The 12,085-nt window shown below is 74.4% G+C and carries 10 protein-coding genes and 1 pseudogene; 7 read left to right on the top strand and 4 right to left on the bottom strand.

What is annotated here, in order from left to right; genetic code table 11:
• The first annotated feature begins 134 nt into the window (after positions 1-134).
• The 3 genes from F9B16_RS44060 (at position 135) to F9B16_RS44050 (ending at position 3,159) form a co-directional block, all read left to right on the top strand.
• Positions 135-746 carry a hypothetical protein gene (locus F9B16_RS44060; protein ID WP_151546223.1) on the top strand — a complete coding sequence of 204 codons (612 nt, stop codon included), beginning with the start codon at positions 135-137 and terminating at the stop codon, positions 744-746.
• Positions 747-790: 44 nt separating this feature from the next.
• Positions 791-1,840 (top strand): threonine aldolase family protein, encoded by a 1,050-nt coding sequence (locus tag F9B16_RS44055; protein ID WP_151546222.1) that lies wholly within the window; start codon positions 791-793, stop codon positions 1,838-1,840.
• Between the two features lie 125 nt (positions 1,841-1,965).
• Entirely contained in the window at positions 1,966-3,159 is a 1,194-nt protein-coding gene (locus F9B16_RS44050) for a lipid-transfer protein (protein ID WP_151546221.1), read from the top strand.
• A gap of 63 nt (positions 3,160-3,222) precedes the next feature.
• Here the strand turns inward: F9B16_RS44050 and F9B16_RS44045 are convergent, their stop codons facing one another.
• Both F9B16_RS44045 and F9B16_RS44040 read right to left on the bottom strand, forming a co-directional pair.
• Entirely contained in the window at positions 3,223-4,869 is a 1,647-nt protein-coding gene (locus tag F9B16_RS44045) for an amidohydrolase (protein ID WP_151546220.1), read from the bottom strand.
• 52 nt (positions 4,870-4,921) lie between these two features.
• Entirely contained in the window at positions 4,922-6,436 is a 1,515-nt protein-coding gene (locus F9B16_RS44040; protein ID WP_151546219.1) for an APC family permease, read from the bottom strand.
• 183 nt (positions 6,437-6,619) lie between these two features.
• Here F9B16_RS44040 and F9B16_RS44035 point away from each other — a divergent pair, with 183 nt between their 5' ends.
• Positions 6,620-7,420 (top strand): TetR/AcrR family transcriptional regulator, encoded by an 801-nt coding sequence (locus tag F9B16_RS44035; protein WP_225992478.1) that lies wholly within the window; start codon positions 6,620-6,622, stop codon positions 7,418-7,420.
• Here F9B16_RS44035 and F9B16_RS44030 read toward each other — a convergent pair.
• Positions 7,395-8,399: an MCE family protein gene (locus F9B16_RS44030; protein ID WP_151546218.1), complete on the bottom strand. Its 1,005-nt coding sequence runs from the start codon at positions 8,397-8,399 to the stop codon at positions 7,395-7,397. The genes F9B16_RS44035 and F9B16_RS44030 overlap by 26 nt on opposite strands.
• A 211-nt stretch (positions 8,400-8,610) precedes the next feature.
• Here F9B16_RS44030 and F9B16_RS44025 point away from each other — a divergent pair, with 211 nt between their 5' ends.
• Entirely contained in the window at positions 8,611-9,591 is a 981-nt protein-coding gene (locus F9B16_RS44025) for an oxygenase MpaB family protein (RefSeq protein ID WP_151546217.1), read from the top strand.
• 12 nt (positions 9,592-9,603) lie between these two features.
• Here F9B16_RS44025 and F9B16_RS44020 read toward each other — a convergent pair whose 3' ends face one another.
• On the bottom strand, positions 9,604-10,761 hold the full coding sequence (locus F9B16_RS44020) for an aminotransferase class I/II-fold pyridoxal phosphate-dependent enzyme (protein WP_151546216.1): 1,158 nt from the start codon (positions 10,759-10,761) through the stop codon (positions 9,604-9,606).
• Positions 10,762-10,913: 152 nt separating this feature from the next.
• On the opposite strand from F9B16_RS44020, the gene F9B16_RS44015 reads away from it, so the two are divergent.
• Together F9B16_RS44015 and F9B16_RS44010 are read left to right on the top strand one after the other, a co-directional pair.
• Positions 10,914-11,504, top strand: coding sequence for a TIGR03086 family metal-binding protein (locus tag F9B16_RS44015; RefSeq protein WP_151546215.1), 591 nt, complete (start codon positions 10,914-10,916; stop codon positions 11,502-11,504).
• A gap of 138 nt (positions 11,505-11,642) precedes the next feature.
• Positions 11,643-12,085: pseudogene (locus F9B16_RS44010) on the top strand (hypothetical protein); the annotation flags it as partial.

Here is a 12,085-nt window from a genome sequence, read left to right as displayed (position 1 = left end):
GTCCGGGGGCCCGGCCGCCCAAACCCCGGGAACCGGTCCAGAACCGGCGAACAACCCGGGAAGTACATCTCCCGTTTCCCGGCGGTTCGCCTAGAGTTTAAGGAGAATCCATTCGACAGCCCCTGGGGGGAGCCATGACCGTGATCCCGGGTCTCGTCCGCCGCGCCGCCACCGAGGCGGAGCACCGGCTGCGCGCCGGTGCCGGTCTGCTCGTCAGACTCGGCCGGGACCTGGAACGGTCGGCGGAACTGGAACGGTTCCTGCCCTCCTACGGGGAGCGGGTGCGACTGCTGGAGGATACCGTCCGGGAGCAGGACGCGGCGCTGCGCACCCGCGACGAGGAGGTGCGCGGGCTGCGCGCCGAGCTGGACTCGCTGGTCGCGCAGCTGAACGACCGGCTGCTGCCGCGCATCGACGAGCGGATGGACGACACCGAGCGCGACCTGGCGGCGGTCGCCACGAGCCTGATCCGCACCGGCCGCGACACCGCCGGGCACGGCACCCGGCTGGAGGCGGCCGAGCGGCGGATCGGCGACCTGCGCACCAAGCTCGCGCAGCTGGAGCAGCGCGCCGGCCTGTGGCGGGACCTGCAGGCGACGATGGCGCGGCTCGGCGAGGACGTGGACGCGCTGCGCGCCCGTGCGGCGCTGCGCGCGGCGGACCCGCCCGCCGCCGAGCCGGCGGTCGCGCCCGTCGCCCCGGTCGCCCCGGTCGTCACGGACCGCGTCACCGACCGTCCCGCCTGAGGCCTCGGCGCCGGGACGCTTCCGGTGTTCGGGACAATGGGGGCATGACCTTCGCCATTCCCGATCCCCAGCGCGGTTTCGCCAGCGACAACCAGGCCAGTGTCCACCCCGAGATCCTCGCGGCGCTCGCCGCGGTGAACGAGGGCCATCAGCCCGCCTACGGCGAGGACGCCGTGACGGCGCGGCTGCGCGAGGTGGTGCGGGGGCACTTCGGCGCCGCGGCGGAGGCGTTCCCGGTGTTCAACGGGACGGGCGCGAACGTGGTGTCGCTGCAGGCGATGTCGCAGCCGTGGAGCGCGGTGGTGTGCCCGGAGTCGGCGCACGTCAACACCGACGAGTGCGGCGCGTCCGAGAAGATCGCCGGGCTGAAGCTGATCACGGTTCCGGCGGCGGACGGGAAGCTGACGCCCGGGCTGGTCGAGCGGTACGCGACGGGGTTCGGCAACGTCCAGCGCCGCCAGCCGGCCGTGGTGTCGATCTCGCAGAGCACCGAGCTCGGCACCCTGTACACGCCCGAGGAGGTCGCGGCGGTCGCCGCCGCGGCGCACGAGCGGGGCCTCGGCGTGCACATGGACGGCGCGCGGATCGCCAACGCCGCCGCGGCGCTCGGGGTGCCGATGCGCGCGTTCACCACCGACGCGGGCGTGGACGTGCTGTCGTTCGGCGGCACCAAGAACGGGCTGCTGCTGGGCGAGGCGATCGTCGTGCTGAACCCGGACGCGGTCCGGGGGCTGGCGTTCCTGCGCAAGTCGAGCATGCAGCTGGCGTCGAAGATGCGGTACGTGTCGGCGCAGCTCGTCGCGCTGCTGGAGGGGGACCTGTGGCTGCGCAACGCCGCGCACGCGAACGCGATGGCGCGGCGGCTGGCGGACGCGGCGGGCGCGCTTCCCGGCGTGAAGATCACCCAGGACGTGCAGGCGAACACGGTGTTCGCGATCGTCCCGAAGGACGCGGCGGAGCGGCTGCGCGAGCGGTTCGCGTTCTACACCTGGGACGAGCGGACGGGCGAGGTCCGCTGGGTGTGCTCGTTCGACACCACCGAGAACGACGTGGACGCCTTCGTCGCGGCGCTCGCGGCGGAACTGGACGCCTGACCTGCGGGGGCGCCCCGGCCCGCGGGCCGGGGCGTCCCGATCAACGGGAGGTAGGCAAGCGCTTCTTTGGCCGGCGGGTTATCGTGGCCCCGAACTGGATTCGGTATCAGGAGGGCGAGCCCGAGATGACCAACCGCACCTTCGTCGTGGGCGTGGGCATGACCAAGTTCGAGAAGCCGGGCTCCCGCGACTGGGACTACCCCGACATGGCCAAGGAGGCCGTCGGCAACGCGCTGCAGGACGCCGGCGTCCCCTACGACAGGATCGAGATGGCGTACGCCGGCTCGATGTACGGGTCGATGGGCCAGCGCGCCCTCTACGAGACCGGCATGACCGGCATCCCGGTGATGACCGTGATGAACGCCTGCGCGACCGGGTCCAGCGCCCTGTTCCTCGCGCGCCAGGCCGTCCGCGGCGGCCTCGCCGACTGCGCGCTCGCGCTCGGCATGGAGAAGATGAAGAAGGGCTCGCTCGGCGCGGGCGTCGGCGAGTCCAAGGTCACGATCATCGACCACCACCTGCGGTCGATGACCGCGGGCCGCGAGTGGGAGCTGGACAAGGCGCCGATGCCGCAGATGTTCGGCAACGCGGGCCGCGAGCACATGGAGAAGTACGGCTCCTCCCCCGAGCACTACGCGTGGATCGGCTGGAAGAACCACAAGCACTCGGTGAACAACCCGTACGCGCAGTTCCAGACCGAGTATTCGCTCGACGACGTCAGGAACGCGCCGATGATCTTCGACCCGCTGACCAAGCTGCAGTGCTCCCCGACCTCCGACGGCGCCGCCGCCGCGGTCGTGGTCAGCGAGCGGTTCGTCGACGAGCACGACCTGTGGGACCGGGCCGTCGAGATCGCCGGCCACCACATCGCCACCGACACCCCCGAGAGCTTCGACGACCACTCCTCGATCCAGGTCGTCGGGTTCGGCGTCTCTCAGCGCGCCGCGAAGAAGGCGATGGACGAGGCGCAGGTGTCCATCGAGGACGTCGACGTCATCGAGCTGCACGACTGCTTCAGCGCCAACGAGCTGATCACCTACGAGGCGCTCGGCATGGCGGGCGTCGGCGAGGGCCACAAGCTCGTCGACGACAAGGCCACCACCTACGGCGGCAAGTGGGTCGTCAACCCGTCCGGCGGGCTGATCTCCAAGGGCCACCCGCTGGGCGCGACGGGCCTCGCCCAGTGCGCCGAGCTGACCTGGCAGCTGCGCGGCAAGGCCGGCAACCGGCAGGTCGAGGGCGCCCGCGTCGCCCTGCAGCACAACATCGGCCTCGGCAGCGCCTGCGCCGTCGCCGTCTACAAGCCCGCGTCCGCCTGACTCGCGCGCTACCGGAGGCCCTCGGCGCGGTCGTCGCGCCGGGGGCCTCCTGCGTCGCCGGGGTCAGGCGTCGGGGGCGGTGTGGACGCGGACGCCGTCCACGTAGGTGAGGTGGACGCGGGTCTCCGCTATGGCCGCGGCGGGCCCGGCGAACGGGTCGCGGTCCAGGACGACGAGGTCGGCGCGGTTGCCGGGACGCAGGGAACCGGTGTCGTCGAGGTGGTTCACGTAGGCGGATCCGGCGGTGTAGGCGGCGAGGGCGGTGGCCAGGTCGAGGGCCTGCTCCGGCAGGAACGGCTTGCCGTCACCGCCGGGCAGGACACGGTTGACCGCGACGTGGATCCCCTCGATCGGGTTCGCGCTGCTGACCGGCCAGTCGCTGCCCGCGGCGAGGGTCGTCCCGGCGCGCAGCAGGTCGCCGAACGGGTACTGCCAGGCGGCGCGCTCGGGGCCGAGGAACGGGATCGTCAGCTCGTCCATCTGCGGTTCGTGCGCGGCCCACAGCGGCTGCATGTTGGCGGTCGCGCCGAGCGCCCGGAACCGTCCGACGTCGTCGGGATGGACGACCTGCAGGTGCGCGAGGTGCGGCCGGGTGTCGCGCCACCCGTTGGCGGCGCGGGCGGCCTCGACGGCGTCGAGCGCCTCCCGGACGGCGCGGTCGCCGAGCGCGTGGAAGTGGACCTGGAAGCCGTGCGCGTCCAGGGCCGTCACGTATCCGGGCAGCGCCTCGGGGTCGACGAAGCTGAGGCCGCTGTTGGCGGTGGCGCAGCCGCAGCCGTCAAGGTAGGGGGCGGTCATGCCGGCGGTGAAGTTCTCCGCGACCCCGTCCTGCATGATCTTCACGCTGGTGCAGCGCAGCCGGCCGCGGGTGAGCCGTTCCCGCTTGTCCAGCAGGTCGGGGATCTGCTCGTCGCCGCGGGCCCGCGACCACCACAGCGCGCCGACGACGGTGGCGGTCAGCGACCCGTCGGCGGCCGCGGCGGCGTAGGCGTCCGACACGTCGGGGTAGCCGTCGGAGCCGCAGACCAGGGCGTCCTGCCAGGCGGTGACGCCGAGGCCGTGCAGCATCTCCTGGGCGCGCAGCAGCCCGGCGATCCGGTCGTCGCGGGTGCGGGCGGGCAGCAGCCGGCCGACGAGGATCATCGCGCCTTCCTGCAGCATGCCGGTGGGGCGCCCCTCGCCGTCGCGCTCGACGCGCCCGTCGGACGGGTCGGCGGTGCCGGCCGTGATCCCGGCGAGCTCCAGCGCCCGGGTGTTGACCCACGCGCCGTGGTGGTCGCGGTTGACCAGGTAGACGGGCCGGTCGGGGACGGCGGCGTCGAGCGCCTCGCGGGTCGGGGTGCCGCCCGCGAAGCTCTCCATGGACCAGCCGCCGCCGGTGATCCACTCCCGGTCGGGGTGCGCGGCGGCGTAGGCGCGGACGCGCCGCAGGTACTCCGCCGGGTCGACGGTGCCGGTGAGGTCGCACTCGCCGAGCTCGATGCCGCCCATGACGGCGTGGACGTGCGCGTCCTGGAAGCCGGGCAGCAGCGGCCGGCCGCGCAGGTCCACGACCTCGGTGCGGGGCCCGGCGAGGTCGCGGACCTCGCCGTGGCCGACGGCGGTGATGCGGCCGCCGGTGACGGCGAGCGCGGTGGCGCGGCTGCGCGCCGGGTCCATGGTCAGGATCGGTCCGCCGGTGAACAGCAGGTCGGCGGGCTGGCGGGTCATGAAGGCGATCTCCTCTGCGGGGGGCGCGGACGGGCGGGGCACGGCGGGCCCGTCACGGTTCGGCGGGGCGGGCGGCGGCTCCGGAGAGCAGGTCGGGGGCGTCGGCGTCGGTGGCCCGCCCTCCATTGAAGTACGGGGACCGGCGGACCCACTTGGCCCAGCCGGCGGCGACCAGCCCCGAGCCCACCATCAGCGCCGGCATCGACAGCTCGAACCAGCCGTTGTCGGCGCGCAGCGCGAAGTGGTCGGTGGAGGTGGCGAAGTCCGCGCACAGCAGCGCGCCGAGGACGAACAGGGCGAGCGCCCCCGCGACCGGCAGCACCACCGCCCGCACGCCCTCCCGGAACGAGGTGCGCAGCAGCCCGCGGAACCGGACCGCGGCGGCCAGCGCCGTCAGCCCGTAGTACAGCGCGACGACGATGCCGATCGCGTTGACGGCGGCCTCGATGAGCGTGCTGACCTTCGGGATGACCAGCGCGAACCCGGCGACCGCCGCGGCGATGACGCCGATCAGCACGGTCCCGGCGGCGGGCGTGCCGAACCGGGGGTGCACCCGCGTCCACACCGGACCGAGCGTCCGGTCGCGGCCCATCGCGAACATGCCGCGGACGGTCGGGATGACGCCGGCCTGCAGCGACGCGACGGCGGAGAAGGTGAGCGCGACCAGCGGCAGGACGGCGAGGGGCTGCCGGGCGAGCTGCGCGCCGAAGTAGGTGAGGCCCTGCGCGCCGTGGTCGGCCATCTCCCCGGCCGACAGCACCCGCTGGAAGGAGACCGAGCCGAGCAGGAACAGCGCGAGCATCGTGAACAGCGAGATCAGCCCCGCGCGGGACGCGTCGCGGTGGTCGCGGACCTCCTCGCTGACGCTGAACACCGCGTCGAACCCCCAGTAGGTGAAGACCGACAGCACCATGCCCTGCGCGAACGCGTGCGCGGACGGGAAGCCGAACGGGTCGAACCACTCCAGGCTGAACGGGTGGTCGCCGACGACGAGGCCGTAGCCGCAGAAGCCGAGCAGGACCAGGTACTCGAACACCAGCAGCCAGCGCTGGAACCGCGCGGCGAGGTTCACCCCGGCGACGGCCGTCGCGGTCACGGCGATGAGCACCACCATCCCGAGGAGGGTGGCCTGCAGGTTGGAGTCGGGGTTCAGCGCGAGCCCGCCGAGGCGGTGCACGTGGGCCTCGCCGGCCAGCAGCATCAGCGCGGAGCCGGTGACCGTGGTGGTGTAGGCGAGGAAGACGATCGTCCCGACGATGTTGACCCAGCCGACGAGGAAGCCGAGCCACGGGTTCAGCACGCGCCCGACCCACACGTAGGCGTTGCCGGCGTTCGGCTCCACCCGGTTGAGCCGGGCGAACGCGCCGCCGATGCACAGCACCGGCAGGAACGCCAGCAGCGCGAGGATCGGCCCGTGCAGCCCGACGACGCCGACGATCACGCCGGTGCCGATGCCGATGCTGGTGGTCGCGGCGGTGCTGGACGCGGCGATGACGACGCCGTCGAGGACGCCGAGGGACCGTTTCAGGGACGCGCCGGGCGGGGCGGGGGCGGGGCTGGGGGTCATGGGCGGCCCGATCCGTGAGGGCGGGGACACGGCCCCGCGAGCGGACGACGGTGGTGGCGCGATGGCCGGTTCGCCCTGGTGGGCGGCCGGTGGGTCCATATGAAATAGCGCGGGCGCTTTTGTGGTCAATGGTGTTGTCATAAGGTGGCGGCCGACCCGCCCGCGCGCCCCCGGGAGCCCCCCATGGACCGCACTCCCCCGCAGCCCGACCGCGTCATGGACCGCACTCCCCCGCAGCCCGACCGCGTCATGGACCGCACTCCTCCGCAGCCCGACCGCGTCATCGCGCGCAAGCGCCGCCGCCGTCCCACCAAGTCGGGGGTGGTGCTGTCCCACGAGCTGATCGTCGACACCGCGATCCGGCTGCTCGGCCAGGGCGGCGACGGCGCGCTCACCGTCCGGCGGCTCGGCACCGCGCTCGGCGCCGACCCGTCCTCGATCTACCGGTACTTCCGCGACACCGACGACCTCGTGCTCGCCGTCGCCGACGAGCTGATCGGCCGCACCCTCACCGGCACCCCCGACGGCGGCGGCTGGCGCGACCGGCTGCGCCGCATCGGCGAGCACCTGCACGCCACCTACGTGGCGCATCCGCAGGTCGCGCTGCTCGCCGCGTCCCGCGTCACCCGCCGGCCCAACGAGATCCGCGCCGTCGAGGCGGGCCTCGGCGTCTTCCGCGCGGCCGGGTTCCCGCCCGCGCTCGCCGCCCGCCACTACCACCAGTTCGTCGACCTCACGCTCGGGTTCGCGGCGCTGGACGCGGCGGCGAACGCGCTGCCCGCCGAGGCCGCCGCCGCCGACCGCGCGGCGTGGACGGCCACCTACGCCCGGCTGGACCCGGCCGCCCACCCGCACATCAGCGCCTGCGCGGGCCCGCTGGCCGCGACGATGGTGACCAGCGCCTACCCCGGCGCGCTCGCGCTGTTCCTGGACGGCCTGGAGGCCCGCCTCGCCGCGATCACGGCGCCTGGCACAGGTCGATGAACGTCCTGCACAGGTCGAGGTTGAAGGTGTCCACGCCGCGGCCCAGCAGCGTGCCGTCCGGTCCCGGGACGCGGATCAGCCCGCCGAGCCCGCGGAACAGCCGGTCCAGCACGTCCATGAGCACGGGCAGGTTCCGGTCCTGCGCCGCCACCACCTGCACCACGTTCGCCGTCCCGTCGATCAGGCGGCCGACGCTCGCGCCGTGGTCGCGGAGCGTGCCGCCGACCCGGTCCGACAGCGCCCCGGCGGCGTCCAGCAGCTGCGACACCTTGTCGGGCCGCTGGTAGACGGCGGGCGCGAGCCGGTCGAGGTCGCCGGCCGTGCCCGTGATGGCGCCGCCGCGGTCGGCGAGGGTGCCCGAGAGCCCGGCGATGTCGCCGATCAGCCGCCGGATCCGCGGTGCGCGCGCGTCGATCGCGTCGGTGAGCGCGGCGCCGTGGACGATCGTCCGGTGCAGCGCGGGGCCCTCACCGCCGAGGCCGGACGACAGCGTCCGCATGATCGTCGCGACGTCGGACGGGTCGATCGCGGCGGTGAGGTCGTAGGCGCGGTCGGTGATGCCCGACAGCTCCGCCGGGTCGGACGTGCGGGCGATCCGCGCGCCGTCGCGCAGCGCGGGCCCGGTGCCGAGGTCGAGGGTCAGGTCCTTCGGGCCGAAGACCGACACGGGCTCGATCGCCGCCCGCGTGGTGGCGGGGACGGCGACGCCCGCCTCCACCCGGAACCCCACGGCGACCCGGCCGTCCCGCCGCAGCCGGACGGTCTCGACGCGCCCGACCGCGATCCCCCGCACCTTCACGTCCGACCTGCCGGGGTCGAGGCCCTCGCCTGCGGCGGAGAACACGGCGGTGAACCGGTGGACGCGTCCGGGCGAGGGGCTCGCGGACAGCACCATGGCGGCCGCGGCGACCGCCAGCGCCGCGAAGCCGGCCACCGCGTACAGCAGGCGGCTGCGCCCGGACAGGTGCTCATCGCCCATGGCGAGGTCCCTTCGCGAGGTCCCTTCGTGTGGCCGCCATTGCACCCGCGCGGGCCCGGGCCGGGCTATGCGCCCGGCGACGAAGCTTCGCCGCGCGGCTGTGCGCCACACCACAAAAGTACGCTCACGGAGTATTTGAACATGCGACAAAAATTGACTCGTGTCTCAATCCAGGTACGCTGGAGGTAAGTGAACACTGGCAGGAGGTGCGATGCCCGCCCCAGCATCCGGCCCCACCGTCACCGCCGCTCCCCCTCGCCCCCGCGCGGCCGCCACCGCCCCGCTCGGCCCGGGCACCCTGCTCTGGCGGCACGCCGCCGACCTGCGGTCCCTGCTCCCCGGCGCCGCCGCCGGGCTGATGCAGCTCCTGCACCCCGGCATCGGCGCCGGCGTCACCGAGCACTCCGCGTTCTTCGACGCCCCCTTCGACCGCATCCACCGGTCCGTCCCGCAGATCTGGGCGACGATCCTCGCCCCCGACGGCGACGCCCGCGCCCGCACCATCCGCGACCTGCACCGCGGCATCGGCGGCGCCGACGAGCACGCCCGCCGCTACCACGCGCTCGAACCCGAGACGTTCTGGTGGGCGCACGCCACCTTCACCTGGGAGATCTTCAAGGCCGCCGAGCTGTTCCACCCCGGCACCCTCACCGCCGAGGACCACGAGCGGATGTACGCCGAGACCGTCACCTGGTACGCCCGCTACGGCGTCAGCATGCGGCCCGTCCCCGCCGACTACGCCGCCTTCCAGTCCAAGTTCTGGCACGTCTGCGCCGAACGCCTGGAACTCACCCCCGCCGCCGCCCGCGCCCTGGAGATCGCGAAACACGGCTCCGACACCATCACGCTGCTGCCCGTCGGCGGCCCGCGCCTCGACCGCGCGGGGCGCCTCGTCGCCGAGCGCCCGCTGCGGCTGATCACCTTCGGCTGCCTGCCCGCGATCGTCCGCGACCGCTTCGACATCCCGTGGAGCGCCCTCGACCAGGCGCAGTTCACCGCGCTCGCCCTCGCGAACCGGCAGGGCTACCGGATGATCCCCACCGGCATCAACCACTGGGCGCTGCGCAGCATGCTCCGCTACATAGGCGCCCACACCCGCGACCAGCGCTACGTCTCCGCGCAGCGGGACGCCCCGCTGGAACCCGCGTCACGACGCCGCCGGTTCTCCCGCCAGGGTGCGCGCGTGTCGTGACTCGGGTGGGGGTCAGTGGGCCGGGGCGGGGGTTGCGGGGCGGGCGGTGAGCTCCTCGCAGGCGGTGAGGACGCGGTCGACGTCGTCGTCGGTGAGACCCGCATGCACGGCCAGGCGGAGCAAGGTGCGGGACGGCGACACCGACGAGAACAGCGCGGCGCTGAAGATGTCACGGCCGACCAGCTCGTCGCGCAGCCGCACCGCCTCGGCCTCCGTCGCGGTCTCCAGCGCGATGATCTGCGTGTCGGCGTCGACCGCGCCGAACCCGAGGGCGGCGAGGCCGCCGCGCAGCCGTCCCGAAGCCGCGCGGACCCGGTCGCGCCGCCAGCCGTCGGCGTGGACGACGTCCAGCGCCGCCGCGAGCCCCGCGACTTCGTGCGCGGGCAGCGGCGGCCCGGACGCGGCGGCGCCGAGCGCGCCGGCGAACGCGGGATGGTCGCAGACGACCAGGCCGGCGCGCGCGCAGAACGCCTTGCCGAGGCCGGCGGTGCGGAAGTCGACCCGGCCCGTCAGGCCCAGCTCCCCGACGAGGCCCCCGCCGCGCGGGCCGCGGACCCCGACCGCGTGCGACTCGTCGACGACCAGCAGGCACCCGTGCGCCTCGGCGATCTCCACCAGGCCGGCCAGCGGGCACACCGACCCGTCGGTGCCGTAGACGGCGTCGACGCAGATCACGCCGGGCCCGGCCGCCTCGACGCGGCGGCGCAGATCCGCCAGGTCGTTGTGCTGGAAGCAGACGGTGTCGGCGCCGGCCGCCCGCGCGCCCGACCACAGCGACAGGTGCGCGAGCGCGTCCAGGTAGACGGGCGTCCCGGGACCGGCGGCCAGCTGGAGCGCGGCCGTCGCCGCGTGCCGTCCGGACGGGTGCAGCACACCGTGCCGCGCATCCAGATACCGGGCGAAACGCGCGCCGAGCAGGACCTGCGGGTGGTCCCCGGGGAGGTCCGCACCGGGCGCGGACGGCCCCGGCGCGGCGCGCAGCCCCGCCAGCATCGCCCGGGTGACGCGCGGATGTTCGCCGATGGCCAGATAGTCGCCGCAGGTCAGCACGATGGTCCGCGGGCCGGGACGGGCCCGGCCGGCGGTCGCGAGCCGGCGTGCCCGGCGGCCGTCCGCGGATCCGCGCAGATGCCTGATGCGCTCGCCCAGTCGCTGGTGGGCGCTGGTCATGGTCGTCACTCTCCCCGGTCGCGGGACGGCCACACAATGTAGTTCTCCCTAATCATAGGGTGAAAAGAATCTATGGCGTGGACCAATCGCGGGCGGTCGCGGGAGGAAATCCAGAGTGGAACAGATCATTCCGTTCTGCTATACTCGTCATCATGAACGAGATCACCGTCTCCGGCTGGACCGTCCTCGACACCGCCCACGAGGCCCTGCGCTCTACCGTCCGCGGCATCACCGCCGACGACCTGGACCGCCCCACCCCCTGCACCGATTGGACGGTCGCCCAGGTCCTCCAGCACGCCGCCGGGGACCAGCTCGCCTACGCCGCCTCCATCACCGGCGGCCCCGGGCCCGACTTCGACCCGTTCGCCCCGTCCGGCGTCCTCGACGGCGAGCCGCTCGCCCTGCTCGAACCGGCCCTCACCGCCTGCGCCGCCGCATGGGCCACGGTGGATCGCGACGCCACCGAGGCGCCCGTCCCGCTCCCTCCCGGCTCGCTCGCCCCCTGGCTCGGCGCCGGCGCCGCCGCCCTCGACGCCGCCGTGCACGCCTGGGACATCGCCGTCGCGACCGGCCAGGAACCGCCGCTCACCGCCGACCTCGCGCGCGAACTGCACAAGGTCGCCACCGAGATCGTCGAGCCGCTGCGCGGGTTCGGCGCGTTCGCCGCCGCGATCGACGCGCCCGGCGACGAGGTCGCCGGTCTGCTGCACTACCTCGGCCGCGACCCGTCCTGGACAGCCTGAGACCACGACCCGGCCAGGACGGCCTGCCCCCTCGCCGGACGTTGCGGCCCTGCCCGGCCCGCAACGTCCGGCGGCCATTCCCCTGCAGGGCGCACGGCCGTCGCGCGCTCGTCAACCGCGTGGTCCACAACGGACCGTGTGGACACGATCGCCGCCGGCGCCGAACGCCCCGCGTCCGCCGAGGCACCCCGCCTTCGCGCCACGCGCTCGCTTCTCGTCCGCTGGACGCCCTTCGCCCGCTTCACGGGCCTCGCCGCCGTGCTCGCCGCCGGTGCCGTCGCCGCCCCGGCGCTCCTGCGCGCGGCGCTCGCCGCCGTCGGCGACATGCGCTGGGGCTTCCTGCCGCTCCTGCTCGTCCCCGCGGTGCTGCACTACGTCTTCGCGGCGATCGCGCTGCGCGGCGCGTCCGGCCGGACCCTCCCGCTCCGCGAGACGACGCTCGCCCAGTTCACCGCGGCCGCCGCCAACCGCGTCACGCCGGGCGGGGTCGGCGCCGCCGCCGTCAACACCCGGTATCTCGTGTGCCGCGGCCTGCCCCTGCCGCGGGCGGCCGTCGCCGTCGCCGTGCAGCAGGCCGCGCG

The organism is Actinomadura montaniterrae, from assembly GCF_008923365.1.
Classification (GTDB): domain Bacteria; phylum Actinomycetota; class Actinomycetes; order Streptosporangiales; family Streptosporangiaceae; genus Spirillospora; species Spirillospora montaniterrae.
This window is presented reverse-complemented; position numbering and strand designations above follow the sequence as displayed.